The 26640-nt window shown below is 39.6% G+C and carries 26 protein-coding genes; 15 read left to right on the top strand and 11 right to left on the bottom strand.

The window, feature by feature from the left end; genetic code table 11:
- Positions 1-27: 27 nt before the first annotated feature.
- On the top strand, positions 28-933 hold the full coding sequence (locus AB8M93_RS02175; RefSeq protein ID WP_373055988.1) for a diacylglycerol/lipid kinase family protein: 906 nt from the start codon (positions 28-30) through the stop codon (positions 931-933).
- Between the two features lie 8 nt (positions 934-941).
- On the opposite strand, the gene AB8M93_RS02170 is transcribed toward AB8M93_RS02175, so the two are convergent.
- Both AB8M93_RS02170 and AB8M93_RS02165 read right to left on the bottom strand, forming a co-directional pair.
- Positions 942-1622: a gluconate 2-dehydrogenase subunit 3 family protein gene (locus AB8M93_RS02170; RefSeq protein WP_373055987.1), complete on the bottom strand. Its 681-nt coding sequence runs from the start codon at positions 1620-1622 to the stop codon at positions 942-944.
- Positions 1623-1630: 8 nt separating this feature from the next.
- Entirely contained in the window at positions 1631-3331 is a 1701-nt protein-coding gene (locus AB8M93_RS02165; RefSeq protein WP_373055986.1) for a GMC oxidoreductase, read from the bottom strand.
- Positions 3332-3474: 143 nt separating this feature from the next.
- On the opposite strand from AB8M93_RS02165, the gene AB8M93_RS02160 reads away from it, so the two are divergent.
- The 9 genes from AB8M93_RS02160 to AB8M93_RS02120 all read left to right on the top strand — a co-directional run bounded on the left by AB8M93_RS02160 (position 3475) and on the right by AB8M93_RS02120 (position 12199).
- A complete protein-coding gene (locus AB8M93_RS02160; RefSeq protein ID WP_373055985.1) occupies positions 3475-4488 on the top strand; it encodes a sugar phosphate isomerase/epimerase family protein in 1014 nt (337 codons plus the stop codon).
- 1 nt (position 4489) lies between these two features.
- Positions 4490-5728: a nucleoside permease gene (locus AB8M93_RS02155; protein WP_373055984.1), complete on the top strand. Its 1239-nt coding sequence runs from the start codon at positions 4490-4492 to the stop codon at positions 5726-5728.
- Positions 5729-5731: 3 nt separating this feature from the next.
- Positions 5732-6871: a Gfo/Idh/MocA family protein gene (locus tag AB8M93_RS02150; RefSeq protein ID WP_373055983.1), complete on the top strand. Its 1140-nt coding sequence runs from the start codon at positions 5732-5734 to the stop codon at positions 6869-6871.
- A gap of 2 nt (positions 6872-6873) precedes the next feature.
- Entirely contained in the window at positions 6874-7929 is a 1056-nt protein-coding gene (locus tag AB8M93_RS02145; RefSeq protein ID WP_373055982.1) for a sugar phosphate isomerase/epimerase family protein, read from the top strand.
- A gap of 10 nt (positions 7930-7939) precedes the next feature.
- Entirely contained in the window at positions 7940-8695 is a 756-nt protein-coding gene (locus AB8M93_RS02140; protein WP_373055981.1) for a 3-keto-disaccharide hydrolase, read from the top strand.
- Positions 8696-8813: 118 nt separating this feature from the next.
- Complete coding sequence (locus AB8M93_RS02135) at positions 8814-10028, top strand: bifunctional alpha/beta hydrolase/OsmC family protein (protein WP_373055980.1); 1215 nt, start codon at positions 8814-8816, stop codon at positions 10026-10028.
- A gap of 133 nt (positions 10029-10161) precedes the next feature.
- Positions 10162-10761, top strand: coding sequence for a superoxide dismutase family protein (locus AB8M93_RS02130; protein WP_373055979.1), 600 nt, complete (start codon positions 10162-10164; stop codon positions 10759-10761).
- Between the two features lie 102 nt (positions 10762-10863).
- A complete protein-coding gene (locus AB8M93_RS02125) occupies positions 10864-11394 on the top strand; it encodes an RNA polymerase sigma factor (protein ID WP_373055978.1) in 531 nt (176 codons plus the stop codon).
- A 1-nt stretch (position 11395) separates the two neighbouring features.
- Positions 11396-12199: an anti-sigma factor gene (locus AB8M93_RS02120; protein WP_373055977.1), complete on the top strand. Its 804-nt coding sequence runs from the start codon at positions 11396-11398 to the stop codon at positions 12197-12199.
- A gap of 247 nt (positions 12200-12446) precedes the next feature.
- On the opposite strand, the gene AB8M93_RS02115 is transcribed toward AB8M93_RS02120, so the two are convergent.
- The 6 genes from AB8M93_RS02115 to AB8M93_RS02090 form a co-directional block, all read right to left on the bottom strand.
- Positions 12447-13196, bottom strand: a complete 750-nt coding sequence (locus AB8M93_RS02115; RefSeq protein ID WP_373056212.1) for a LytR/AlgR family response regulator transcription factor — start codon at positions 13194-13196, stop codon at positions 12447-12449.
- 21 nt (positions 13197-13217) lie between these two features.
- Entirely contained in the window at positions 13218-13532 is a 315-nt protein-coding gene (locus AB8M93_RS02110) for a 2TM domain-containing protein (protein ID WP_373055976.1), read from the bottom strand.
- Positions 13532-14857 (bottom strand): 2TM domain-containing protein, encoded by a 1326-nt coding sequence (locus AB8M93_RS02105; RefSeq protein WP_373055975.1) that lies wholly within the window; start codon positions 14855-14857, stop codon positions 13532-13534. Before AB8M93_RS02105 ends, AB8M93_RS02110 begins: the two co-directional genes overlap by 1 nt.
- A gap of 115 nt (positions 14858-14972) precedes the next feature.
- On the bottom strand, positions 14973-15608 hold the full coding sequence (locus AB8M93_RS02100; RefSeq protein WP_373055974.1) for a hypothetical protein: 636 nt from the start codon (positions 15606-15608) through the stop codon (positions 14973-14975).
- Between the two features lie 96 nt (positions 15609-15704).
- On the bottom strand, positions 15705-17861 hold the full coding sequence (locus tag AB8M93_RS02095) for a TonB-dependent receptor (RefSeq protein WP_373055973.1): 2157 nt from the start codon (positions 17859-17861) through the stop codon (positions 15705-15707).
- A 160-nt stretch (positions 17862-18021) separates the two neighbouring features.
- The gene (locus tag AB8M93_RS02090) at positions 18022-19326 is read right to left on the bottom strand and encodes an NAD(P)/FAD-dependent oxidoreductase (RefSeq protein ID WP_373055972.1); all 1305 of its coding nucleotides are present in this window, start codon (positions 19324-19326) and stop codon (positions 18022-18024) included.
- A gap of 132 nt (positions 19327-19458) precedes the next feature.
- Between AB8M93_RS02090 and AB8M93_RS02085 the strand changes: the two genes are divergently transcribed.
- Both AB8M93_RS02085 and AB8M93_RS02080 read left to right on the top strand, forming a co-directional pair.
- A complete protein-coding gene (locus tag AB8M93_RS02085) occupies positions 19459-19953 on the top strand; it encodes an RNA polymerase sigma factor (protein ID WP_373055971.1) in 495 nt (164 codons plus the stop codon).
- Between the two features lie 6 nt (positions 19954-19959).
- Positions 19960-20598, top strand: coding sequence for a DUF8845 family protein (locus tag AB8M93_RS02080; protein WP_373055970.1), 639 nt, complete (start codon positions 19960-19962; stop codon positions 20596-20598).
- Between the two features lie 1092 nt (positions 20599-21690).
- On the opposite strand, the gene AB8M93_RS02075 is transcribed toward AB8M93_RS02080, so the two are convergent.
- The gene (locus AB8M93_RS02075) at positions 21691-22494 is read right to left on the bottom strand and encodes a lysophospholipid acyltransferase family protein (protein WP_373055969.1); all 804 of its coding nucleotides are present in this window, start codon (positions 22492-22494) and stop codon (positions 21691-21693) included.
- Positions 22495-22555: 61 nt separating this feature from the next.
- On the bottom strand, positions 22556-23197 hold the full coding sequence (locus AB8M93_RS02070; RefSeq protein WP_373055968.1) for an NUDIX hydrolase: 642 nt from the start codon (positions 23195-23197) through the stop codon (positions 22556-22558).
- On the opposite strand from AB8M93_RS02070, the gene AB8M93_RS02065 reads away from it, so the two are divergent.
- Positions 23196-23939, top strand: a complete 744-nt coding sequence (locus AB8M93_RS02065) for a peptidylprolyl isomerase (RefSeq protein ID WP_373055967.1) — start codon at positions 23196-23198, stop codon at positions 23937-23939. The genes AB8M93_RS02070 and AB8M93_RS02065 overlap by 2 nt on opposite strands.
- A gap of 125 nt (positions 23940-24064) precedes the next feature.
- On the opposite strand, the gene AB8M93_RS02060 is transcribed toward AB8M93_RS02065, so the two are convergent.
- On the bottom strand, positions 24065-24778 hold the full coding sequence (locus AB8M93_RS02060) for an RDD family protein (protein ID WP_373055966.1): 714 nt from the start codon (positions 24776-24778) through the stop codon (positions 24065-24067).
- A 34-nt stretch (positions 24779-24812) separates the two neighbouring features.
- Between AB8M93_RS02060 and AB8M93_RS02055 the strand changes: the two genes are divergently transcribed.
- Together AB8M93_RS02055 and AB8M93_RS02050 are read left to right on the top strand one after the other, a co-directional pair.
- Positions 24813-25796 carry a stage II sporulation protein M gene (locus tag AB8M93_RS02055; RefSeq protein ID WP_373055965.1) on the top strand — a complete coding sequence of 328 codons (984 nt, stop codon included), beginning with the start codon at positions 24813-24815 and terminating at the stop codon, positions 25794-25796.
- A complete protein-coding gene (locus AB8M93_RS02050) occupies positions 25771-26631 on the top strand; it encodes a hypothetical protein (RefSeq protein WP_373055964.1) in 861 nt (286 codons plus the stop codon). The genes AB8M93_RS02055 and AB8M93_RS02050 overlap by 26 nt, the downstream gene beginning before the upstream one ends.
- Positions 26632-26640: the final 9 nt, after the last annotated feature.

Here is a 26640-nt window from a genome sequence, read left to right as displayed (position 1 = left end):
TCTACAAAATACTTAATTTTAAGCAATATGAGTAAATCTATGGGAGACATTAAAGAAATTTTATTAATTGTAAATCCTATTTCAGGAGACATTGATAAACAACACATGATAGATGAATTAAAAGCGATAATAGAAGATACCGGAGTAGAACTTTTTATCTATTATACCAAAGGGGAAAAAGATCTTGAGAATATTAAAAGAATGGCTGAAGAAAGAAAACCCTGGAGGATTATTGCCGCAGGCGGCGACGGCACTATAAAAATGGTGGCAGAAGCTACCAAAGGTTTTAAAATTCCCATGGGAATTATCCCCAGCGGCTCGGCAAATGCCCTGGCCCTTAATCTTAATATCCCGGAAAGCCTTGAGGAACAAATTGATGTAGCCTTGGGCAATACATTTCTGGATATCGATCTCATTTGCCTTAATGATGAAATTGGGCTACACATGAGTGATCTGGGCATCAATGCAGAATTAATCCGGAATTATGAAGAATCTTCCTTCCGCGGAAAATTTGGCTATCTGTTGCAAACCGTGCCCACACTTATTAAGAGCAAGTATCCCTATACATTTACCATAGAAACCGAAGGAGAAACTATTACTGAAGAAGGTATCTTGCTGGCTTTTGCCAACGCCAAGAAATATGGTACCGGGGCTAATGTGAATCCTAATGGGAAGCTAAATGACGGAATAATGGAAATCCTGATATTTAAAGATTTTGATCTCATGGAGATGCTGAAAACTTTACGCAATGAGGCTGCACTCAGCAAGGACTTTATAAGGATAATTCCTGTAAAAAAGGCTACCGTAACCTCTCCTCACCCCGTACCATTCCAGATAGACGGAGAATACAGGGGGGAAAGGACGAAGATAGAGGTTAACATGTTGCCGGAGAAGGCACGTATTGCAGTTCCGGAAACTTTAAAAAATAACTAACAGGTGGTTTAAAGAGCCATGGCTTTACCATTACCAACCTCTTCTACCGGTGCACATGGGATGTATTGTCCTGGAACAGGATCATACCATAAGACATTTTCCCCAATTTCTTCACTGGTTTTCCATGCCCAAATACCCATTTGCCTAACCTCCTGAAGATAGGAATATGCTCCTGCATCTGGGTCTAGATTTCCTTCATTTTTTGGCTCCTCCTCTACGGGATCTTGATCTGGATCTTTATCCTGCGGGTCCTGCGTTTCTGAATTCCGCTTCATGTAACGCTCCTTTTCAGCCGGAGTTGCCCGAAGATATTTTTCCACAATTTTTTCAAATTCTTCCTGATCTGCTTCGTGAGGTTCTTTATCAAATTCATTTTTAAAAGCCTGAGCAAAAGCATTGGCAGAGTTTGTAAATTGTTCCTGTCTATCAGGAGAGGCCACTTCAGCCATATAAGAATCCAGGAATTTGGCGATATTTAAATCTTCTGCCCCTGGAGTATCTGTTGTGGGAAGAATTACATCAAGCACCCTTTTTAGAGCATGCCCATTTGCTGCTGTTAAAAATACGGGCTGCCAGCTATATGAGGGGTCATTTTTACAGCTTTGGAGTAAGCTTAAGGTTGTTGGTCCCACAACCATGATGCCCGCTCCAAGGCCAATATTTTTTAATGCCTGTCTTCTATTCATCATTTTAGAATTTAAGCGTTAGATTTTTTAAAGTTTTTTGATGCATGATCTGCAGCTCTTGCCGTCATTGCCATATACGTTAAGGAAGGGTTTTGGCAGCCCGAAGAAGCCATAAAAGCACCATCGGTCACGTACACATTGGATACGGCATGTAGTTGATTGTTTCCGTTTAAAACAGACGTTTCAGGATCCCTGCCCATCCTGGCAGTTCCCATCTCATGTATTCCCAATCCCGGTGCCCCAAGTTCATCATAAGGCCTTACCTCTTTAAAACCACCTTTTTCCAACATAGCCACGGCCTGTTCCTGCATGTCTTTACGCATCAGCATTTCATTTTCTTTAAATTCGGCGTCAAAAGTAATGGTTGGCAAACCCCATTCATCCTTTTTGTCATAATCCAGAAACATCCGGTTTTCATGATAAGGAAGGGTTTCCCCAAAACCTACAAGTCCCATTGTCCATTTACCGGGTTTTGAGACCGCTTCTTTTAACTCTTTTCCATAAGAAGCTTCAGCAATACTATCTTCCCAATTGGTCCTGCTGGCTCCTCCCTGGTAACCGTAACCGCGCTTGAACGGCATTTTCTCACTGCCTTCCAGATTTCTAAAACGCGGCAGATAAATGCCATTTGGTTTCCTTCCTTTATAATAAGAGTCTTCAAACCCATCATAAGTGGCAGATGCTCCTACCTTAAAGTGATGATCCATCACATTATGTCCCAGTTCTCCACTGTCATTTCCAAGTCCGTCGGGAAAGCGGTCCGATTTTGACTGTAAAAGTATACTTGTTGAGGCCATTGTAGAAGCACAAAGAAAGACTACATTAGCCTTATATTCTATACTCTCTTTAGTTTCAGCATCAATAATTTTAACGCCGGTGGCCTTTTTAGTATCAGGATCATAAACCACTTCATGAACAATAGAATTTGGCCTGAGGGTCATATTTCCCGTTCTTCCTGCAGCGGGAAGCGTTGAAGCATTACTGCTAAAATAAGCACCATAAGGGCAGCCTCTTATACACCTGTTCCTGAACATACACTTGTTACGCCCTTCAAACTTCTTATCTCCGGTGATATGCGCCACCCGGCCCATCGTCATTACCCTCCCGTCAAAATTCTCTGCAATACTTTTTCTTAGATGGTCTTCCACACAATTGAGTTCCATGGGCGGAAGAAAAATGCCATCAGGCAGTTGGGCCAACCCAAGTTTCTCCCCGCTCACTCCAATATAGGATTCAACATAATCGTACCATGGAGCAATATCTTTATATCGTATAGGCCAATCTACTCCAACCCCATCGTTTTTGTTTGCTGTAAAATCTATATCGCTTAACCTGTAGCTATGCCGGCCCCACATGATAGATCTGCCTCCCACATGATAGCCGCGCATCCAGTCAAACCTTTTTGCTTCATTGTAAGGATGTTTTATATCGTCTACAAACCAATGGGCGCTTGCCTTATTGGTAGTGTAACCGGCGCGGGATTGTTTATATTGCCTTTTTTGCTCTTCGCGGGTGAGTTGTCCCTTGTACTTATAGTCCCAGGGATCATCATTCATGGTAGGGTAATCTTTAATATGTTCCACCATAGGGCCTCTCTCCAACACCAGGGTTTTAAAACCCTTTTCACACAATTCTTTAGCGGCCCATCCCCCGCTTATTCCGGTACCAACAACTATAGCATCATAGCTGTCATTTTCATATAAATTATTCACATTTCAGGAGTTAATTAATAGTAAATCTTTCGGTATACTGCCAAATATAGAAAATTAAGCTTATTATTTTACATCTTTAAAAAAAAGTCTACATTTAAATTTCAAAATCAAAATTAACCAAACCCTTACATTTACTTAAAATTATGAACTTATTTCTCCTCCGGGCAAAAGGAAAATCGGCCTCTTTTATGCTGCTTCTTTTTGTTCTTATTTCCTGCAATAATTCTCCAAAAAAAAATGAACCCCAGGCAGAGACAGCAACTGTAGAAGTTAATAAAGAGCCTTTTTTTAAAATTTCCCTGGCACAATGGTCTTTGCATGAACCTATAATGGAAGGTTCTCTGGATCCTGTTGATTTTGCTGAAAAAGCAAGGGAATTAGGCTTTGAAGGCATTGAATATGTAAGCCAGCTTTACACCAGTAAATACAAGGATGCAGAAGACCCTCAGGCTGCCTTTAATGCCTTAATTGACACCCTGAAGCAAAAAAGCGAAGAATACAACGTGAGGAATGTCCTTATAATGGTAGACAATGAAGGTGACCTTGCCTCTCCAGATGCATCTGCCAGAGAAGAAGCTATTGAAAATCACAAGAAATGGGTTGATGCAGCTCAAAAACTTGGATGCCACTCCATAAGGGTAAATCTATTTGGTAGTGAAGACAGGGATATTTGGAGAAATTCGTCTGTTGCCGGCCTAAAGGGAATATCTGAATATGCTGCTGGTAAAAACATTAATGTACTGGTGGAAAATCATGGCTATTTATCTTCAGATGCAAAGCTTTTGGTTGAAGTAATGGAAGAGGTAAACATGGAAAACTGTGGAACGCTGCCAGATTTTGGCAATTTTTGCCTTAGACGGGAAAATGGGGAACTATGGGATGCACCATGTGTAAAGGAATATCCAAAATATGAAGGTGTGGCTGAAATGATGCCATATGCCAAAGCAGTAAGTGCTAAAACTTTTGCCTTTAACGAGGAAGGTGAAGAAACAACCATAGATTACGGACGAATGATGAATATTGTAAAGGATGCCGGGTATAACAGTTATATAGGCATAGAATACGAAGGAACAGGATTACCCCCCGAAGAAGGAATACTTGCCACAAGAGAACTTTTAATTAAAAAAGGAACCAATTTAAACCAAGAAATACAGTAACATGAAAAAAATTACGAGAATCCAGCTTTCCATAATGATGTTTGTAGAATTTTTTATCTGGGGAGGCTGGTTTGTTACCCTTGGAACATTTCTGGGAAATAACCTGCAGGCTACCCAGGCTCAAATTTCCACTGCCTTTTCAACACAGTCCTGGGGGGCTATTATTGCTCCTTTTGTGATCGGGCTCATAGCCGACAGGTATTTTAATGCGGAAAAAATTCTTGCTGTTTTGCACCTAATTGGCGCTTTTCTTATGTATCAAATGGCCTATGCAGAAGATTTCACCTCTTTTTACCCATACATCCTTGGGTATATGATTGCCTATATGCCTACTCTTGCCCTTGTAAATTCTGTTAGTTTCAACCAAATGGAAGATCCTGCCAAAGAATTTTCATTTATACGGGTTTTTGGCACCATTGGGTGGATTGTTTCAGGACTGGCAATAAGCCTCATTTTTAGCTGGGACTCGGCCGAAGCAATCGAAAACGGAATGCTTGAAAATACCTTTCTAATGACTGCGGCGGCTTCTGCATTCCTGGGAATATTCAGCTTTTTCCTTCCAGCTACTCCTCCTAAAGCAGATACTGGGGAAAAACCTAATATTTCTGAAATCCTGGGACTGGATGCTTTAAAACTGCTGAAGAGTAAAAATTTCCTCATCTTTTTTGTTTCCTCTATTCTTATAAGTATTCCGCTTGCTTTTTACTACCAGCACTTAAGCCCCTTTCTTACAGATATTGAAGTAGGCAATTCCACCGCAAAGGCAGCTATAGGGCAGGCTTCTGAAGTGCTGTTTATGTTGCTTATCCCATTCTTTCTGAAGCGCTATGGAATAAAAATGACCCTGCTAATGGGGATGATTGCCTGGGGCGTACGCTATCTTCTTTTTGCTTATGGTAATGCAGATGAACTTTCCTTTATGCTGATGATAGGAATAGCATTGCACGGCGTATGTTATGATTTCTTTTTTGTCTCAGGCCAAATTTATACCGATTCCAAAGCCGGGGAGAAATTTAAAAGTTCTGCCCAGGGACTTATTACATTGGCAACCTACGGGGTGGGTATGCTTATTGGGTTTTACGCAGCAGGATTAGTTAGCGATGCTTATATTATGAGCGATGGCAATAGAGACTGGACAGGAATCTGGACCGTTCCGGCAATTTTCGCCTTTGCAGTAATGATTCTTTTTGCTATCTTCTTTAGAAATGAAAAAATTGAGAAAAAAGATATTGAAATTTAAATTATGGGTAAAAAAATTAAACTTGGAATTCTTGGCGGAGGCGGAGATTCCCTTATAGGAATTCTTCACCGGGTGGCTTCTGCAATGTTCGATAAATATGAACTTGTGGGAGGAGCATTTAACATTGAACTTCAGGAAAGTATAAATTTTGCTGAAGAATTAGGAATAAGAACAGACAGGGTTTATAAAGACCTGGATTCCCTAATTTCCAAAGAAAAGTCTTTGCCAGAAGGGGAAAGGATGCAGGTGATCTCTGTTTTAACACCTAATTTCCTGCACTTTTCCATGGCTAAAAAACTTCTTGAAAACGGCTTTAATGTTATTTGTGAGAAGCCAATGACCACTACGTATGAAGAAGCCAAAATTCTCAAAGAAACAAAGGAAAAATCGGGAGGTATATTTGCTGTTACCTACACCTATACCGGTTATCCCATGGTACGCCAAATGAAAGAAATGATTGCTTCCGGGGCTATTGGGGATATTCAAAAAATAGATGTACAATATTACCAGGGCTGGATAAATCCTATTATTCATAATAAGGAGGAGCGTTCCAGTATCTGGAGGCTTGATCCCAAAAAGTCTGGAATAAGTTGTTGTATTGGAGACATTGGCACCCATGCTTTTGATATGATAGAATATGTAAGCGGGCTACAGGTAAAAGAAATTTTGGCCGACCTCAATTATATGTATAAAGACAATGCCATGGATATAGATGGTACTGTTCTTTTACGATTTTCAGAATATGTGAAAGGAGTTTTACGTTCCAGCCAAATTGCCACTGGTGAGGAGAATAATTTTGCCGTAAAAATTTATGGTAAAAAAGGAGGGCTAAAATGGGAACAGGAAAATCCCAATTATCTTTATTTGCTGAAGGAAGGAGAACCTGTTCAGGTTTTTAAACCTGGACATGAATACAATAGCGCATTTTCTCTGGACGGAACAAAATTGCCGCCGGGACACCCAGAAGGAATTTTTGATTCCATGGGCAATATCTACAAAGGAGTTGCTAAAGCCATAAACGGAGAAAAAATTTATGATGGAGAATTCCCTACTCTTGAAGACGGCCTTAGGGGAATGAATTTTATTGAAAAAACCGTGCATTCCCACCAACAGGGAAATGTATGGGTAAAAATTGACGATTAAGTATGAAGACAATTAAAGGACCTGCTGTATTTTTAGCACAATTTATTGATGAAAAAGAACCTTTTAACTCCCTGGACGGTCTTTGCAAATGGGCTTCGGGATTAGGATATAAAGGAATACAAATACCAACCTGGGAAAAAGGGCTTATTGACCTGAAAAAGGCTGCTGAAAGCAAAGATTATTGCGATGAACTAAAGGGTAAAATACAATCTTACGGGCTGGAGATAACAGAGCTTTGCACCCATTTACAGGGGCAGCTGGTGGCCGTGCATCCTGCATACGACAAGATGTTTGACAATTTTGCCCCAAAGGAACTGCATAATAACCCAAAAGAACGTACAGCCTGGGCAATAGATCAGCTCAAAAGTGCTGCTAAGGCAAGCCGTAACCTTGGACTGGACGTAATGGGAACTTTTAGCGGCTCCCTGCTTTGGCACACCATGCACCCATGGCCCCAGCGGCCTGCAGGGCTTGTGGAATTAGGTTTCCAGGAGCTGGCAGAAAGGTGGTTGCCTATTTTAAACGAATTTGAAGAACAGGATGTAGATGTGTGCTATGAGATACATCCCGGGGAAGACCTCCATGACGGGGTGACTTTTGAACGTTTTCTTGAAGCCACCAACAATCATAAACGGGTTAATATTTTATACGATCCCAGCCATTTTGTATTACAACAACTGGATTACATTCAGTATATAGACTTTTACCACGATTACATTAAAATGTTTCATGTAAAAGATGCCGAATTTAATCCTACAGGAAAAAAAGGAACTTTTGGTGGTTATGAAGACTGGATAAACCGGGCAGGACGATACAGAAGCCCCGGCGACGGCCAGGTGGATTTTAAAACCATTTTTTCAAAATTAACCGAATATGGTTGTGATGTCTGGGCAGTAATGGAATGGGAATGCTGCATTAAATCTCCGGAACAAGGCGCTAAGGAAGGCGCTCCTTTTATTGCAAGTAATATCATCCAGGCAACCGACAAAAAGTTTGATGATTTTGCCGGTTCTGAGATAGATGAAGAAAGGTTAAAACAATTATTAGGAACCAACTAATCTCTACATTATGAAAAAGCTAAGATTGAGCCTTCTTGCCCTGGTATTAATAGCTGCAAGTTGCAAAAATAACAGTGAAACAAAGGAACAAATGGAAGAGCCCGTAAATGAAGAACAGGCTATGAATGAAGAACAAAATAATTGGGAAGACCTTACCGCCGGGGATAATCTGGAGCAGTGGAAGGCCTATAACTCTGATTCTATTTCAGAGCAATGGAAAAAAGAAGGGAATACAATTATTTTTACCCCTGCTGAAGGTGATCGTGAAGGCTCTGAAAATCTTATATCCAATAAACAATATAAAAATTTTGAGTTAAATTTTGAATGGAAAATTTCAGAAGGCGGCAATAGCGGCGTGATGTGGGGAGTACAGGAAATGGACAAATACAACGAACCTTATTACACAGGTCCCGAAATACAGGTGTTGGATAATGAAAAGCATCCAGATGCTAAAAACGGGCCCATCCGCCAGGCCGGGGCTTTATATGATATGGTACCGGCAAGCGAAGATGTTACCAAACCTGCAGGAGAATGGAATGAAGAAACTATTATGATTAACCATAAAACCAACAAGGGCAGCGTTACGCTTAATGGTACGATAGTGGCAGAATTCCCTGTACATGGTGAAAAATGGAAAGAAATGATAGGTAAATCTAAGTTTGCTGATTGGGAAGACTTTGGAAAAAATGAAAGTGGCCATATTGCCCTTCAGGATCATGGCAACCAGGTATCCTTCAGGAATATTAAAATACGGGAATTGGAATAATCCATTTCCGCTTGAAATACTTTAAAGGCATTTGGGAATATATTTTTCTGAATGCCTTTTTATTTTTTTGGAAACAGATAAATTTCTCTATTTTATCAGTATCAAAGAAGCAACTACTATGAGGACAAGCAAAGTGGAATTTGAGAATAAGAATGGTGATCATCTTTCAGGCTACATGGAACTTCCCACCAATCAAAAACCGCATAACTTTGTACTGTTTGCACATTGCTTTACCTGTAATAAGAATTTCTTTGCCCCAAAGATTATCAGCAGGAATCTGGCAGCGCTGGGATTTGGCGTGCTGCGGTTTGATTTTACAGGATTGGGGGAAAGTGAAGGCGATTTTTCTGAAACAAATTTTTCCGGAAATATTGAAGATTTACTTGCCGCTGCCGGTTTTCTTGAAAAGGAGTTTGGTGCTCCCTCTGTTATGGTAGGGCATTCTCTGGGAGGAGCTGCGGTTTTAATGGCTTCAGAAAAAATACCCTCTGTGAAGGCAGTTGCCACAATTGCAGCCCCCTCCACAGTTACCCACGTAAAAGGATTACTGGCTGAACAATTGGATGAACTTCAAAAAGATGCAGATGCCCAGGTGAATATTGGCGGAAGGTCTTTTAAGATTAAAAAACAGTTCCTGGAAGACCTTCACAAGCACGATCTTCAGAAAAAACTGGCAAGCCTCGAAAAGGCAGTTCTTCTCATGCATTCTCCGCAGGATAAAATTGTTGAAATTAAAAATGCCGAAGCACTATACCGCAATCTTGGCCATCCTAAAAGTTTTGTTTCCCTGGATGGCGCCAGCCATTTACTAGGTGAAAGAAAAGATGCTTCCTATGCCGGGAAAGTAATTGCTGCCTGGGCAGAGCGATATATTGATAAAGAAGAAGAAATAGACTTGCAAACAGATCATCAGATTGTGGCAAATCTTGGAGAAGAAGGCCTTACAACTCAAATTAAAGCCGGTCCTCATAACTTTATTGCAGATGAACCTGTAAATATTGGAGGAGATAATTTTGGCCCTACACCCTACGAATTGCTTTCTGCCGGGCTGGCCGCCTGCACTTCCATGACTTTGCAAATGTATGCCCGGCGTAAAAAATGGCATTTAAAAAATGTTGAAACCCATGTAGATTATACCAGGCAACACGCCGCAGATTGTGAAAACTGTGAAAAAAATGATTCTAAAATAGATACCTTCCTGAGGGAAATTATAATTGATGGAGAAGTGAATGAAAAGCAAAAGGCAAAGCTGCTTGAAATCGCCGATAAATGCCCTGTTCATAAAAGCCTTACCGGGAAAATTCAGGTAAAAACCAAACTGGGAAAATTTTAATCTTAGATCGCCTTCACGTAAATATTTAGACTTTATCCCGCTCCTTCACTGTTAAGCTATACTTAAAACTTTGGTGAATGCCTGCAATACGTGTAATTTAGTTATGTTTAATTACTAAACCAAACCTGAAATTATGAAACGTATTAGTTTATCATTATTATTTTGCGCTTCTCTCTTTGTTGTTGGTTGCAAAAATAACCAGGGAGAGAATGAGACAGAAAATCAAATGGAGGTTGAGGAAACTTCAGAAATGAATCAGAATAACATGGAATCTGAAGAGCCTCAGGAAATAACCGTAAATCTTGAAGCTAAAAGTGGAAGTGACCTCGCAGGAACTATCACTTTTACTGAAGAAGACGGGGAAGTAACCATGGAAGGTACCATTACCGGCCTGTCTGAAGGTACACATGCCATTCATATCCATGAGAAAGCAGATTGCTCTGCAGAAGACGGAACTTCTGCCGGAGGACACTGGAATCCTACCAATCAACCTCACGGAGAATGGGGTGATGAAGAAGGATATCACCGGGGAGATATAGGAAACTTCGAAGTAAACAGTGACGGAGAAGGTACCATAGATTTCTCTACAGATGAATGGTGTATAGGATGTGACGATCCTAATAAGAATATTGTTGGAAAAGCAATTATTGTACATGACGGGGTAGATGACTATACTTCTCAACCTTCCGGAGATGCCGGAACAAGAGTAGGATGTGCAGAAATTACCATGTAATCTTTTGTACTTGTATATAAATAATAAAAGCAGCCGGTGAGCTGCTTTTATTATTTATATACCTAATTATTTTATACATTTAAGCTTTATGAAACACTCCACATGCAACAAGACGGCCTAATCCGGGAGCTACAAAACGGAAATCAACGTGCTTTTGAGCGTATTTACGAACTTTATTCAGAAAGTACGTTTGGAATTATTTACAGCATAGTAAATGATGAAAAAGTCGCGGAAGAACTACTTCAGGATGTTTTTATGAAAATATGGAATAACGCTTCTTCATATGATTCTGATAAAGGAAGATTTTTCACCTGGGTACTTAATATTGCGCGAAATGCATCCATTGACAAGTTGCGCTCCAAAGACTTCAAAAATAAGAGACAAAACCTGCAGCCCGAAAATTTCGTAGATATTTTAGAGACCAGGACTAATCACGCCGCCGCTACAGATGCTATAGGGATTAGAAAATTTATTGAGGCACTTGAACCTATATGTAAAAAGCTCATCGACCTGCTTTTCTTTAAAGGCTACACCCAAAAGGAAACCGCCGAAGAATTGAAAATGCCCCTGGGGTCTGTAAAAACTAAAAACAGGGCGTGTATTAAAAGTTTAAGGAAGTTTGTACTGGAATAATATGGATTTACAGGAATACATATCATCAGGAGTTTTAGAACTTTATGTTTGCGGGGCCTTAAGTGAAGAAGAAAGCCGGGAGGTTTCTAATGAACTGAAACAACATCCTGAAATTAGAGAGGAAGTGGAAGAAATTGAAGCAGCGCTTTCCCGCCTGGCGGTATCGGTGGCGCCCTATAATCCCCAGGAGGTTTTAGCGGCCATCAACACCAAAATAAACAATGAAGAAAGAGGTCAAACCATACCTGCGCAACGTAAAACAGCCACTGTTATAACCTATTTAGGATGGGCGGCAAGTCTCCTGCTCCTTGTAGGGCTATTCTTTTTATTCAATAAAAATAACGAGTTAAGGGAGGCTCTAAGAAATCAGCAGGCTCGAAATGCACAAATGGAACAACAAATCGCCGATGCTCGTAAAAGTGCAGACAAAGCCGAAGAACTTCTGGCCATAATTAGAGACAGGAATACCGAAAGGGTTCTGCTCGCAGGCCAGGATGCTGCCCCAGATTCCTACGCCACGGTTTTCTGGAATGCTGAACAAAACCAGATATTTATAGATGCGCAGGGTTTGCCGGAACCACCCCGGGGTAAAGTGTACCAGGTCTGGTCGCTAACCATGCAGCCTTTACAACCTACAAGCATTGGATTGCTTGATGATTTTTATCAAGACGAAAACAAAGTTTTCCAACTGGAGAATGCAAATCAATCTGAAGCTTTTGGAATCACCCTGGAACCGGAAGGTGGTAGTGAAACCCCAAGTATGGATCAATTATACGTTTTGGGTACCGTTGCCGCAACACCATAAGTATGCTAAAAAGAAATTTACCAAAACAGCCTTTCCTTAAAAAGAAAGGCTGTTTTAGTATAAAAATAAAAGAGAGAAGGTTTGTCCCCAACGAACAAACCTTCTCCATAACCAACCAAAAAAATTAAAGCTCAAATAGAGAATTTCGCCAAAAAAGAATCATATTTAAATTCAATAGTTATTTGAACTTCATTTATATGTACGGAATCTTTCTCTTTACGGTTTTAAGAAAATCAAAATTTAACATTTAAGAAAGCCAGCTTTTAAATTCCTTTACCCTTTCCCGGCTTACAATCAATGGAAATTCATTAAATGAATTCAGCACTAATTTTAATCGGGAATTAGTATATGCTATAATATCTTTTATAGCGTTCACATGAACAATAGCCTGGCGGTTTATCCGGAAGAATTTATCGGGATTCAGTTCTTTTTCGAGATTTTCAAGAGAAGTATCCACCGGATAGTTTCGGCCATCCAGGGTATGGATATAGGTAGATTTATTTTCAGAATAAAAACAGCTTATCTCTTCTACGTTTATTAATTTAAGATGTTGCCCCACCTGGACCGTAAATCTTTTTTTATATTCCGCTTCGCTAAGGTTCAACAAACTTTTAAGGTTTTTAATATCCATATTGCCAGAGTTGGATATTCGCTTTTCATTATACTTTTTCAGGGCAGTTTCCAGCTCTTCATCATCTATAGGCTTCAAAAGGTAATCAATACTGTTCAGTTTAAAAGCCTTTAGCGCATACTCATCATAAGCGGTGGTAAAGATTATGGCGCTCTTCACCTCAACATTATCAAAAATTTCAAAAGACAGCCCGTCACTTAACTGTATATCCAAAAAGATAAGTTCCGGATGTTCGTTTTGCAAAAACCAGTTTGTGGCCTCATCTACAGAATGTAAGGTGGAAATCACTTCTACTTCCAGTTTCTCCAGCATTCGCTGCAGCCGCCTGGCTGAGGGCTTTTCATCTTCTATTATAAGAGCTTTGATCATGTGATGTATATTATTAACCTATTCCCAGGTTTTTCTTCTTTCCTTTTGAAGGATTTCCTTAATCTTCTTTTCTTCCCAGTGTTTACCAAAGAAGAGATCTCTTCCAAAAACGCTGGACCAGTGTGCAAATAATCCAATGCCCCAGAAAAAGGCCGTACTATAATTAGACAGGTCTCCCAAAGCCTCCCATACTCCCTCATCACGTGCACCCACAATAAAGAAGGAAATATTGAGGAAAAGGTAAATCACGAAATGAATATAAAAACCCCGTATCTTTTTTACCCTTTTTTTAGCGGAAAGGTAATTAATGCTTTCTGTATCTTTAGTTTCCATTATTTCCACGAGGTTTTTTGTTGTTGCTCTTTTTCCATGATCTCCTTTATTTTACGTTCTTCCCATTCTGAGCCGTAACCAAAAACTGAAAATCCGTGAATGGTTAAACCTATTCCCCATCCGAATAAAGGAAACCAGAACCATTGAAATCCCCAGAATGTGTAATAATTTATAAAGATAAGAAACGGGATAACCACGCAATAAGAAATTAAATTCCCGTAGAATTCCTTTAATTCTTTCACCCGCTGTTTGGCTTTAAAATAGGCGTTGTCCTGATTGATTTGTGTAGTGTCCATAATTGAAATTTGTTTTGTTAGTACTGGTAAGCGCACTTTAAAGAACGCCCTGTTTTCTTCTATAGTTACTTTTCGATTCGTTATAAGTCCGTAACGGTCTACAATATTTTGAAGGCCCACTCCTTTTCGCTGATGGATAACTTCTTTTTTCTGGAGGTTATTTTCAATAACCAGGTAACCATCCTCTTCAAAAATTTTAATTTTTAATGGCCTGTTCTCGCTTACCACATTATGTTTTATGGTATTTTCCAACAACAGCTGAAGGGACAGGGGAACCACTTTGGCATCGGGAGAAGAGAGTTTCTCCGGCACTTCATAAAAAATACTGTTTTCAAACCTCATTTTAAGCAGTTTCATATAAGTCACGGCAAACGCCAGTTCCTCTTCCAGGTTTACCAGTTCTTTATCTTTTTGTTCCAGTACATACCGGTAAATTTTTGAAAGAGAGGTGGTGAATTTTTGGGCCTGTTCCGGGTTTTCATCAATAAGCGACGTAAGAACGTTAAGGCTGTTGAATAAAAAATGCGGATCTATCTGGTTCTTGAGACTCTCAAATTTAGCAGAAGCCGTCCCGGCAATAATTTTTTGTTCGGTTACCTTTTGCTCCTGAAGGGCTTTATAAAAGTAAATAAGATGAAAAAAAAGGGAAACCAAAGTGGTAAACAACAGCGGAAAAAGATAGTACCGGAGACTTTCATTTTCAAGAAACTCATTAAGGCTGGAATCCTTAACAATAGTGTAGTTAACCAGCCTGCAAAAAAAGAAGCCTATTAAAGTTAAAATAATGCTGCCACCAGATGCCAGTGCCACCCTTTTTAAACCGGCATTTTTCCACCCAATTTTTTTTCTGAAAAAATCAAAATAAATGGCATTTAATAAGGTTAGCACAAATGAGTAGAAAAAATACATTGTCCACACCTTCCACTGTAACAAGTTTTCCAGCCTGAAGCTTCCAAATATTGCATCCAGAACAACCACGATAAGACTTATTACCAGTGCTATTTTTAAAATTTTCAGAAAGGTTTTCATTCTTATTATTATTTACAGGACTAATTTCCGGTTCTTTTGAATGATATAAAATTTAAATCTGCCGGACTGTTATATTTAAATACTGAGTTGTATAAAACTTCAATTTAATTAAAATTTATTCTCCGCAATTTGCCTTTATAAGTTGCTTTGCCCGGTCTTCCCCCCATTCTGGCCAGAATTTTTCTTCAGGAGTAAAATCTGAAAAAAGCTTGAGGCTGCTTTTTAGATCATCACAATATTCGCCCGGATCTTTTCCGAAGAATTTTGCCGCTCCCATATTCCATTCGGCTTTAGAAAGAACAACACGCGGATTATCAGGTGCAATTTTTGCCGCTTCTTCATAGATATTGCTGATTACAGGAGAGAGCTTCATTCCATACACCGAAGGTTCCAGCGTGATGTAAGCCGTATGTAGCAAAGCCTGCAACACCATAAGTTCCACATTATTTCTGGCAGCATTAGCTCTAGCAGCATCCAAAAGTGACTGTGCCTGTACCAGCTGCTGCTCTTTCTTTACGGGATCTGCCATATCAAAACTTTCTACAATTTTAATTTGGGCTGCATAGTAATAGGGAATCCATTTATTTTTTTCAGCTACCGCTATTCTTTCAAAGAGGTTTGCAGCTTCAGTAGTCTGTTCATTTTGCCATAAACCAAAAGCTTTTTCCATGCCCGATTCATATTTGGTTTGCGCGGTAGCCTGTAAAATTATCAGCAAAAAGCTTAAACAACAAAACGTGATTTTTTTCATGATTTTTAGTTTTAAGTATCCTCAAAATTGGTAATTAACAATAACTAATGAAATTTTAAATTCCTGAACTGTAGTTTTTTCAGGATGAATTGCCTTTTACAAATTTTCTAACTGGTTGGAATGTTTATCACTACTAATGGTCCAGAAAAAGCCAACAAAGAAAAACCTGTCTGCTGCAGGAGTAATGGCCCTTTCTGCAAATTTCCCGTCAATGGCAGGCGCATCAGCATACTCATAACCAAAAATGTTTTTACTCCCGGTAATATTGGAAACCGAGAAATAAAGGATCTTTTGTTGATCTATTAAATAGGCCCAGTTAAAACTCAGGTTGTGGTAATTCCGGGTTTTCTCATTCATAAAACCAGTGGTTTTGGGGTTTTCATAAGGTCTCCCGCTGGAAAAGTTATAGGTGAATCCCATTTGACTTTGCCAATCTTCTATCCAGTATTTGGTAACAAGACTGGCTGATTGTTTGGCCACAAAATCTGGAGTCGCTTTAGCGGGATAATTCTTAAAATCACGCTTAGAATCTATATAGCTATAGGAAAACCAGTATTCCAGGTTCTCTATACTTTTATTACCCCTGAAGAAGAGATCAAGCCCCGTAGCGTAACCACTGCCCGCATTACTAAAATTTGAATCATAACCGGGACGTTTGGTATTGTACTTTATAAGCTGGTCATATATTTTGTAATAAGCTTCAGCCCTCATCATATATCCTGGCTTTGTATACAGGTAATTTAGAATAAAATGAGTAGCATTTTCGGGCTTTAGCTGTTCGTCATACTTTAAATAGAGATTTTGAGGCTGTTGAAAAAATTCTCCGTAAGCAAATGAAAATTGCCCTGCTGCATTTAATTTATAGGCAAGCGAAATTCTTGGAGCTAATTTTACTTCCTCATTAAGTGCCATATAGGAAGTCCTTGCCCCTGCCTTTAAAGCAAAATTTTTAGTGAAAATGATATCGGCTTCTGAATATGCCGCGAAAATAGTATTTTGATAATTAAGCTTGGAAAGCGCTTCTTCCTCCGTAAAATCTTCAGAATATTCCTGAAAAATTATCTCAGCTCCATAATTCAGTTTAAAATGATTGTCGAATCTCTTTCCGGCCTTGAGTTTAAGATGCGCGGCATCTTCTTTAGAATTCACCCTGGATTCATCAATGTTAAATGTATTTAGAGCACGGGAAATACTCATCCCCGGCTCAATGCTCCAGCCATTGCCTAACCGACCTTTATATGAAGTATTCCCATAGAAATTATCATTATTTAGTTTAAAATCTACCGGCCTTTGAAGGTTGATATCCGGTTGTAAGATCTCAAAATTTGTATGGTCGTAAGCGGTGTACACCTTTAAAAGTCCATTGGCAAATTGCCTTCTAAAAACTGCTTCTCCACCAAGGTTTTCATAAGGCTTTTGAAAATTAGCATTTTCATTATTCGGCACCAGTTCCTGGTATGGCGCCAGGTTGATGTAATTGGCATTGATGGACAAAGAAGATTTTTGCCATTTTTGAGTATGGCCAAGGCCCGCTCCTACGCTCATCAGGGAAATGTTGGTTTCAGTTTGATCTGGTTCGTTGATGGTGTTCAACAGCAAAACGCTGGAAAGCGCCTGGCCGTATTCAGCCGAATAGCCACCGGTAGAAAAGGTGATCCCATCAAAAAGGAATGGAGAATACCTTCCACGTGAGGGTAAATTATTTGCCGAGGCAGTATATGGCTGAAACACCCTTAAGCCATCTATGAAAATCTGAGTTTCTTCAGCAGTACCTCCTCTTACAAATAACCTCCCGTCTTCTCCCACCGTTTGGGTACCGGGCAGGGTTTGCAAAGCCGCAATAAAATCCCCGGCCACCCCGGCGGTGGTCACCACGTCTAATGGCTTTAAAACAGAAACCCGGGAATTATCCCCGGCAGAAAAAGTTCCCGCATTTAGCACCACAGCATCTAAGGCACTTACGTCTTCCTTTAATACAATGTGCATATCCTGCATTGCACTTACTTCTAAGGTTTTTTCAAATTTTTCAAAAGAAATAAACGAAAGAACGAGGCTTTGCAATCCTGTTTCTGAGGTCTGGAACCAGAAACTGCCATCTTCTGCACTTGTGGTGCCATCATAAGTATTAAGAAGGTAGACGTTTGCACCATAAACAGGATTATTATGCCCGTCTGTAATCCTGCCGCTTACGGTTTGCTGGGCAAAAAGGTATCCGCCGGAAGAAAAAATTAAAAGAAGTAAAAAAGTTTTCATCTCATATTGTTTATGAAACAAATATGAACCTGAAAAACCTGCTTAAGAATTAAAGCTTACCGAAGTGTAAAATATTAAAGCTGAATTGTTTTGATCTATTGCATTTCCAGAAGGCCTAGAATATTGGTAGAACTCTGTCTATTTTAAGAAGAAATGGAATTTAAACATCATCATCTACTTCCATGATCTCCTTATTTGCTTTAAACGGCCTCACAATAAGCCTGGCGGCTTTATCAAAATTAATATAATTATATACCCAGTTAAAGAAAGTTACTAACCGGTTTCTAAAACCTATGAGGAACCATAAGTGAACAAACATCCAGATAAACCAGGCAAGAAATCCTCCAAATTTGAGCTTCCCCATATCTACCACGGCGCGGTTCCTGCCTACAGTGGCCATAGTCCCTTTATCGTAATAGTCAAATGGCTCCAGTTTCTCACCTTTAATAAGTTTCTTTATATTTTTAGCTAAATGTTTTCCCTGCTGAATAGCCGGCTGGGCGACCATAGGGTGGCCTTTGGGATATTCTTCACTTTGCATAAGGGCGATATCTCCAATTGCAAAAATATTCTCATAACCTTTTACCTGGTTAAAAGAATTAACCTCGTACCTATTGGCTTTTTCTACCATTGCCGAAGCATTAAGGCCTTTAACAGGCGCCCCGGTTACTCCTGCGGACCAGATAAAGGTTTCGGTTTTAAGAGCAAGATCGGTATTTGTTTTCACCAGGTGGCCATCATAATTTTCAACCATGGTGTTTAAATGAATATGAACTCCCAGCTCTTTGAGGAACTTGTCCGCCTTTTTAGAAGCTTCTTCGCTCATAGGCGGAAGTACTCTTCCCAGGCCTTCCAGCAAATGTATATTCATTTCTTCCGGATTGATATCTGGATAGTCTTTAGGCACAATATTATTTCTAAGCTCGGCTATGGCTCCGCTTAATTCCACACCGGTAGGGCCTGCTCCCACGATTACGAAATTAAGTAAGGCTTTTCTTTTTTCAGCATCATCGGTAATTACGGCCTGTTCCAGGTTTTCCAGGATAAGACTGCGGATATTAAGCGCCTGGGGCACCGTTTTCATCCACATGCCATTTTTTTCTATGCTTTCGTTGCCAAAGAAATTGGTCTTGGATCCGGTGGCAATCACCAGGTAATCATATACTATATCCCCAATATTTGTATGCACAACTTGTTCTTCAGGAGAAATTGAAGAAACCTCGGTAAGCCTGAAAAAGCATTTCTTACTGTCCCGGGTAATCTTACGCAAAGGATAGGCAATAGAATCTGGTTCCAGGCTGGCTGTAGAAACCTGGTAAAGCAATGGCTGGAAGGTGTGATAATTATGCTTGTCCAGCAATACCATTTGTACATCCTCCTTCAGCAATTTTCGGGCAAGGGCCATTCCGGCGAAACCTCCTCCTATAACTACTACTCTTGGTAAATCCGACTGGGGAATATTCATATTTGGTTGGTTTTACCCAAATTTAACTTTTCTGAAGTTGCCAAAGAAAAATTGATATGGCATTAACTATAATTTATAGTTTTTTGTAACATTGCCGCTCTTCAGGCTACCAATAAGAGCTAACCAATTACTGTGAATAAGGAACTAGAACATCAGTTTGTGACGAACCTGGAAAAGCACCAGAACATTGCGCATAAAATATGCCGAATTTACACAAACGACCAGGCTTCACATAACGATTTATTTCAGGAGATAACAATCCAGCTATGGAAGGCTTATCCAAAATTTCGTGGCGATGCAAAGTTTAGTACCTGGATGTACAGGGTAGCTTTAAATACGGCAATTACACTTTATCGTAAGAAAAAGCGGGGAATACAGACTCAGGATTATGAGAGTGTTCACTTTAAAATTAAGGCTGAAGAGTACAATGATGAAGAAGAGCAGCAAATAAAGCTGATGTATGATGCTATAAAGGAATTAAATGATATAGAAAAAGCACTTGTTTTTTTATATCTGGAAGATAAAAATTATAAGGAAATTTCAGAAACCCTGGGAATTTCTGAAGTAAATGCAAGAGTGAAGATGAACAGGGTGAAGACAAAATTGCGAACCATATTAAATCCTTAGGAATAAATGGATGGATTGGATTTATTAAAAAAGGACTGGAAGAGCAGGGAAGCAAGCCTGCCCCACCTTTCTTATAATGAAATTTACAATATGATCTGGAAGAAATCTTCTTCTATTGTAAAGTGGATATTTATTATAAGTGTACTGGAATTTTTATTCTGGGCCGTATTGGACATTGCTATTATTGATAAAAATTACTGGAAGGAAATAGAGGAATTTGACCTGACTGAATTTACCGTTATTTCCAATGTGGTAGGTTATCTCGTTACGCTCTTCTTTATTTTTAAGTTTTACCGAAATTACAGGAGGATTAATTCCACCGATAGCGCTTCAGATTTGATGAAAAACATCTTAAAAACACGTAAAACAGTAAAATACTATATTGCTTTTGTACTTATTGGTTCAGCATTTACGGGCCTGGTTTCCCTATATTTTATTCTTGAACACCACAGTGCAACTGCAGAGGCAGCCACAACAGGAAGTTATGCCTTTAACACCTTCGCCTGGATAAAGCTTTCTCTTATTGTTTTAATAGGGCTGGCTTTACTGATGGGAATCATCTGGTTGTTTTACAGGCTTATCTACGGGATCCTGCTAAGAAGGCTAAACCGCAATTATCAGGAATTAAAAAAACTGGACGTGTGAAACAGGAGGTAGTCTTTAGCGGCTAGACGTTGGATTTTAATAGAGAATGAAGTTCGTGGTTTGGAGTTTGGAGTTTGGAGTTTGGAGTTAAGGGGCAAAATATTGAAAATGGACAAGTAGCAAAACTAAACAGCAACAATTCAAAATTCAGTATTTAGCATTCAACATTTAAAACAAATTTAAAACGCTCCCCTACTTTTTAAGGAGGGGTGGCCAAAGGCCGGGGTGGTTTTTTCAGAGTTCGGAGTTCGCAGTTCATAGTTCATAGTTCGTTGTGAAAATGTTCAAAACTGACAATTAGCAATTAGCAAAACAGCTACAATTCAAAATTCAGTATTTACATTCAACATTTAAAACAAATTTAAAACGCTCCCCTATTTTTTAAGGAGGGGTGGCCAAAGGCCGGGGTGGTTTTTTCAGAGTTCGCAGTTCGCAGTTCATAGTTCATAGTTCGTTGTGAAAATGTTGAAAACTGACAATTAACAATTAGCAATTAGCAAAACAGCTACAATTCAAAATTCAGTATTTGCATTCAACATTTAAAACAAATTTAAAACGCTCCCCTACTTTTCAAGGAGGGGTGGCCAAAGGCCGGGGTGGTTTTTTCAGAGTTCGCAGTTCATAGTTCGTTGTGAAAATGTTGAAAACTGACAATTAGCAATTAGCAAAACAGCTACAATTCACAATTCAGTATTTGCATTCAACATTTCAAACAAATTTAAAACGCTCCCATACTTTTTAAGGAGGGGTGGCCAAAGGCCGGGGTGGTTTTTTCAGAGTTCGCAGTTCATAGTTCATAGTTCGTTGTGAAAATTTTGAAAACTGACAATTAACAATTAGCAAAACTAAACAGCTACAATTCAAAATTCAAAATTCAGTATTTAGCATTCAACATTTAAAACAAATTTAAAACGCTCCCCTACTTTTTAAGGAGGGGTGGCCAAAGGCCGGGGTGGTTTTTTCAGAGTTCGGAGTTCGCAGTTCATAGTTCGTAGTTCGTTGTGAAAATGTTGAAAACTGACAATTAACAATTAGCAAAACTAAACAGCTACAATTCAAAATTCAGCATTAAACATTCTACACTTAAAACAACTAATACTCCCATTTCCGCTTTTTATTAAGCTCTTCCATGTCCTTGATTTCTTCCGCAGGGATTACCTTTAGAAAGGAAGGGTGTTGCTCGATGGCATACTCCAGTTTTTCAACAATTTCTTCAATAGATTCATTCTCATAATCTATTTGCAAAGGCTCTTTTATCTGAAAAGACTGTAAGATCCCTCTCTTTTTTATACGGAGTCCTTTTTTATCAAAAGACCTTCGAAAGCCATCAATTACTATGGGAATCACCACCGGCTTATAATTCTTTATAATATGTGCAGTACCTTTTCTAATGGGTTTAAAAGGTTTTGTGGTGCCCTGCGGAAAAGTGATTACCCAGCCATCTTCCAGTGCCTCCCCAATATTTTCAGAATCCTGGGGATTAACTTCACGCTTTATTTCTTTACCTTTCTCCCTCCAGGTGCGTTCTACGGTTATCGCACCGGCATAAGCCATAATACGGGTTAAAAGTCCGGCACGCATGGTTTCTTTGGCCGCAACATAATAAATATTCATTTTTGGCTGCCAGATATAGCCTATATTCTTGATGGAATCTACCCTGCCGCTCAAACTGGCGTTAAAGACGTGGAACATCGCCACGACATCTGCAAAATAGGTTTGATGGTTAGAAACAAACAGCACATTGGTCTCGGGAAGGTTTTTAATAATTTCAGAACCTTCTATTTTCAATTCATTGAACCCACGGTACCTTCTGTGAGTCATGACTCCAAAGATGCGGATAAGCCACTTCTTCAGAAATAAAATGTGTCCAAAAGGATTTTTCTTAAAAAGGCCCATTTTTAATTCGCTAATATTATCTGCATTTACCTGAGCGGGAGCAAATATAATAATTCCTTTATTACAGCACCTGTTTCAGCATTTCCTTCAACTCACTCAACATCATCCCTGTGGCGCCCCATACAATATGCCCGTTTAACTTAAATGCCGGGACTTCAATGTTTTTGGCGTAAGAGGTGCTTAAACGCTGGTTCACCATATTTTCATCGTCCATAAAATGCTCCAGTTTTACTTCCAAAATAGCTTCCACTTCAGACTCCTGCGGAATGAGTTCCGGTGTTTTTTCAAGGATTCCAACAAAAGGATGTACCCAGAAGTTACTTGGCGGGATATAAAGTTTAGTCAATTTTTTGATGACTGTAATGTCTTTTTGGGGCACCCCAATCTCCTCTTCGGTTTCCCTGAGCGCGGTTTCCTCCAGGTCCTTATCCGTTGCTTCCACCCGCCCCCCGGGAAAACCAATCTGGTTAGAATGTACCCCTTTATAAGTTTTCCTTAATATTAGTGCAAGATTGGTATGGGTGCTGGCATCGGGATAAAAAAGCGCCATCACCCCGGCTTCATTGGGCTTCAGCTTTTTAAAATCGATGTTGGCCAGTTCATCAATCCTCATTTGAGGGGCTAATTTATGGTGTGCAGGTTCGCCGGGTAGCCCTATTTTTTTTAATTTTGAGATTTCAGATTTAAAGATGTCGAATTCCATGAGACCCAGCCTTACGATAATTGCAGTTTTCTTTGTTCTTTTTTTTGCAAGTTGTGAAGATAAGAAATCTTCCCAGAAAAGCGCAGCTGAAACGGTAGCCGATCAATTAGAAGAACCAGATTCTACTGAAGCGGCCATTGCAGGAAGTAATTCCGAAGAAAAAGAAGGCACGGCAGAAGAATTAGGCGATTCTTATCCCATTCCGCAGGAAAAATTAATTCCATTTTTAACCGAGTATGGCAAGAAAAATCCTGAAAACAGGGTGCGGATTAAAACCAGTTTTGGTGATATTGAGGTACGGCTTTTTAATGACACTCCGCTGCATCGCGCAAATTTTATTATGCTGGTTAAAAAAGGCTATTTTGACGACACTTATTTTCACCGCGTTGCCCCGGGGTTTGTAATACAGGGCGGAAATTCAGACAATAAAAGTACGTATGAAATGCGCCGTGATATTGGCAATTATCTTATTCCCAACGAATTTGATGCCGGCCATAAGCATACTTACGGAGCTTTTTCTGCAGCAAAGTACAGTGAGCAAAACGTAAGCAAAGCTTCTTCTCCTTTTGAATTTTTTATTGTGATGGATAAGGGCGGTGCTCCGCATCTTAATAATGAACACACGGTGTTTGGCGAAGTGACCAGCGGTATGGAGGTAGCTGAAAAAATCTCGCAGGTAAAAACCGGACAATCTGAATGGCCAATAGACAATGTTTATATGGATGTGGAGATAATTGAATAATTAGGCTGATTTAGCTGCCGTCTCTCCATGACGCGGCTGCAGCGCTAATCAGCCATTTACCTTGACAAAACAATGATCTTCAATACATTACAAGCGAAGTGTAAGTAAGCGTAGCAATCACATCTTTACTGTTGCGTATAATAATTATAATCTGAAATCACCCGGTTTAAAAAGTCCATGGGATTTTCTTCAAATTCCACCTCCAAAAGATCAGACACTTTTTTAGCCAGGCTAAGAATAATATGGTGGTTACCATTAATTTTAGCTTTTCTAAAAATCCCTTTGATCTCCTGGATATCAGCATCTTTTAAAACCGTCACCTGGGGATATTTAGGAATATAATCCTGCGGCAGGTCAACCGCCAGGGTATTGCCAATACTTACCTGGCGCTTTTCAGAAATTACCGTGGTCTTTGCGGCAATATCTCCCAGGCGCTGCCCTTTGCCATTAAGCAGAATAACCACCACCGCCACTGCCCCACTGGTAAGGCTAATATCTACAAAACGTAACAGCCAGCGGATGAGATAATTTGCAAAAGAAGGCCTGGAACCGTCCTGCATTACCACACGTATCTGCATTGCAGCTTTTCCCGGCGTTTGCCCGTTCCAGAAAGTTTCCCAAAGCAGATAATATAAAAAAACAGGCAGTCCCAGCACCAGGTAATACATCATATCTCCTCCTCGGTCTAAAGAAGTTCCCGCAATAATGAGCCCCATAAAGATCCCATAAAGCACCAAAATAAAACTGTCTATAATAAAGGCCACAATGCGATCTCCAACTCCAGCCACTTTCTGTTTTATACTTATATTTTGAGCAGTTTCTATTTGAAAATTATCCATTAAATATGTTACTTTGAGTCCTAATTAAAAAAACATGCGCGAGGCCGCCTTTGTGAAGCAAAATAAGGATAAATGGTTGAAGTTCGAAAGCCTCCTTCAAAATAAAAATGCCATTCCCCCGGAGCAACTTTCTGCTATTTATATAGAAGTAAGCGATGATTTAAGCTATGCCCAAACTTTTTATCCGCAAAGCAATACTGTACTTTTTCTGAATGAAATCGCTTCTGCCGCACACCAGAAAATGTATAAGAACAAGAAGGAGCCTAAGAACAGGTTCTTAAACTTCTTTACAGAAGAATTTCCGCTTTTCTTTTATTATCATCAAAAACAATTGCTGTTAAGTTTTCTTATTTTTGCACTATTTGCAGTGATCGGCGCTTTTTCCGCAGCAAGTGACGGCGCCTTTGTACGGGGAATTCTTGGCGATGCTTACGTAAATATGACTCTTGAAAATATTGCCAATAATGATCCCATGGCTGTTTATAAGCAGGCTGCTGAAACAGATATGTTCCTGGGGATCACCATTAATAATATAAGGGTGGGGCTCTTTGCTTTTACCCTGGGCATTCTTGCCGGTTTGGGCACTGCCTTTATCCTGATGCAGAATGCGGTGATGCTGGGCTCTTTTCAATATTTCTTTTATGCGAAAGGCCTGCTTTGGGAATCTGCCAGGACCATCTGGATCCATGGGACCATAGAGATTTCTGTGATCATCGTGGCGGGTTGTGCGGGCCTGGTAGTGGGAAAAAGTATATTATTTCCGGGAACCTATTCCCGCCTTCGTTCTTTTACTTCAGGAATCAAAAATGGCTTAAAAATCGTCATTAGTACCATTCCTTTTTTTATTATCGCCGGCTTCCTGGAAGGTTTTGTGACCAGGCAAACCCACATGCCGGACTGGCTTGCTATATTAATTATTTTGCTTTCTTTGTGCCTGATCCTGTTTTATTACGTTTTATATCCAATTTACCTTCATCATAAAAAATCCAGCCATGAACAGCAATTATATCAGGTTTAAACAACAGCGGGAATTAGGGGATATTATAAGTGTACTCTTTAGATTTCTTCGGGAAAATTACAAAACTTTTTTCGCCAGCTTCTTTAAATTTGTCACTCCGGCCTTTATCCTGCTTATTGCAGCCTTAAGCTACTATATGTATTCTACTGTAGGCAGCTCGGTTTTAAATGCCGGTGTTCTTAATGAAGGAGAAGTACTTATCTCCATTTTTGTTCTGGGGATATCGGTATTATTGTATTCCGCTGTTTTGAGTGGAACCGTACTACATTATGTAAAATCCTACATTGCCAATAATGGGCAGGTGAAACAGGAAGAGATAGGGCAAGGTATAAAAAAGGACCTGGGAAGTCTCATTGGCCTCCAGTTGGTCGTTTGGGTATTAACTTTAGCCGGACTTATGCTTTTGTTAATTCCAGGAATATACATAAGCGTGCCCCTAAGCCTTAGTGCCGCAATTCTTGTTTTTAGGGGGACCAGTATTACCGAAAGTATTTCAGAAGCTTTTCAAATGATAAGAAATAACTGGTGGATTACCTTTTTCACCATTTTTGTAATTGTTTTGCTTATCTATGTGATTAGTTTTATATTTCAAATTCCCCTGCTTATCTATACCATCATTAAGATGTTTACGGTATTCCAGGAAAATTCTGCAGCAGATATTACCGGGGTTTTTGATTGGGTGTACATGCTACTTTCCATAATCGCTTCTATATTTCAATATATGTTATATTCCATTCTTCCGCTAGGGCTTTCCTTTATCTATTTCAATTTAAATGAAAGACAAAACTTTACGGGAACTTTTGAATCTATAGAAAACCTCGGCAAACGCGAATAATGTACAGGT

Origin of the sequence: Autumnicola aciditolerans (assembly GCF_041679265.1) — a bacterium.
Taxonomy (GTDB): Bacteria; Bacteroidota; Bacteroidia; order Flavobacteriales; family Flavobacteriaceae; genus Autumnicola.
The sequence above is the reverse complement of the archived record's forward strand: the minus strand, read 5'-3'. Positions and strand labels throughout refer to the sequence as shown.

Excerpts from the sequence above, each read along its gene's own strand:
- AB8M93_RS02130 (WP_373055979.1), top strand. The coding sequence starts at position 10,162 with ATGAAACGTATTAGTTTATCATTATTATTTTGCGCTTCTCTCTTTGTT.
- AB8M93_RS02135 (WP_373055980.1), top strand. The coding sequence starts at position 8,814 with ATGAGGACAAGCAAAGTGGAATTTGAGAATAAGAATGGTGATCATCTT.
- AB8M93_RS02105 (WP_373055975.1), bottom strand. The coding sequence starts at position 14,857 with ATGAAAACCTTTCTGAAAATTTTAAAAATAGCACTGGTAATAAGTCTT.
- AB8M93_RS02065 (WP_373055967.1), top strand. The coding sequence starts at position 23,196 with ATGAGACCCAGCCTTACGATAATTGCAGTTTTCTTTGTTCTTTTTTTT.
- AB8M93_RS02155 (WP_373055984.1), top strand. The coding sequence starts at position 4,490 with ATGAAAAAAATTACGAGAATCCAGCTTTCCATAATGATGTTTGTAGAA.
- AB8M93_RS02055 (WP_373055965.1), top strand. The coding sequence starts at position 24,813 with ATGCGCGAGGCCGCCTTTGTGAAGCAAAATAAGGATAAATGGTTGAAG.
- AB8M93_RS02075 (WP_373055969.1), bottom strand. The coding sequence starts at position 22,494 with ATGGGCCTTTTTAAGAAAAATCCTTTTGGACACATTTTATTTCTGAAG.
- AB8M93_RS02080 (WP_373055970.1), top strand. The coding sequence starts at position 19,960 with ATGGATGGATTGGATTTATTAAAAAAGGACTGGAAGAGCAGGGAAGCA.
- AB8M93_RS02100 (WP_373055974.1), bottom strand. The coding sequence starts at position 15,608 with ATGAAAAAAATCACGTTTTGTTGTTTAAGCTTTTTGCTGATAATTTTA.
- AB8M93_RS02050 (WP_373055964.1), top strand. The coding sequence starts at position 25,771 with ATGAACAGCAATTATATCAGGTTTAAACAACAGCGGGAATTAGGGGAT.
- AB8M93_RS02095 (WP_373055973.1), bottom strand. The coding sequence starts at position 17,861 with ATGAAAACTTTTTTACTTCTTTTAATTTTTTCTTCCGGCGGATACCTT.
- AB8M93_RS02060 (WP_373055966.1), bottom strand. The coding sequence starts at position 24,778 with ATGGATAATTTTCAAATAGAAACTGCTCAAAATATAAGTATAAAACAG.
- AB8M93_RS02140 (WP_373055981.1), top strand. The coding sequence starts at position 7,940 with ATGAAAAAGCTAAGATTGAGCCTTCTTGCCCTGGTATTAATAGCTGCA.
- AB8M93_RS02110 (WP_373055976.1), bottom strand. The coding sequence starts at position 13,532 with ATGGAAACTAAAGATACAGAAAGCATTAATTACCTTTCCGCTAAAAAA.
- AB8M93_RS02120 (WP_373055977.1), top strand. The coding sequence starts at position 11,396 with ATGGATTTACAGGAATACATATCATCAGGAGTTTTAGAACTTTATGTT.
- AB8M93_RS02160 (WP_373055985.1), top strand. The coding sequence starts at position 3,475 with ATGAACTTATTTCTCCTCCGGGCAAAAGGAAAATCGGCCTCTTTTATG.
- AB8M93_RS02145 (WP_373055982.1), top strand. The coding sequence starts at position 6,874 with ATGAAGACAATTAAAGGACCTGCTGTATTTTTAGCACAATTTATTGAT.
- AB8M93_RS02090 (WP_373055972.1), bottom strand. The coding sequence starts at position 19,326 with ATGAATATTCCCCAGTCGGATTTACCAAGAGTAGTAGTTATAGGAGGA.
- AB8M93_RS02070 (WP_373055968.1), bottom strand. The coding sequence starts at position 23,197 with ATGGAATTCGACATCTTTAAATCTGAAATCTCAAAATTAAAAAAAATA.
- AB8M93_RS02175 (WP_373055988.1), top strand. The coding sequence starts at position 28 with ATGAGTAAATCTATGGGAGACATTAAAGAAATTTTATTAATTGTAAAT.
- AB8M93_RS02125 (WP_373055978.1), top strand. The coding sequence starts at position 10,864 with ATGCAACAAGACGGCCTAATCCGGGAGCTACAAAACGGAAATCAACGT.
- AB8M93_RS02170 (WP_373055987.1), bottom strand. The coding sequence starts at position 1,622 with ATGATGAATAGAAGACAGGCATTAAAAAATATTGGCCTTGGAGCGGGC.
- AB8M93_RS02150 (WP_373055983.1), top strand. The coding sequence starts at position 5,732 with ATGGGTAAAAAAATTAAACTTGGAATTCTTGGCGGAGGCGGAGATTCC.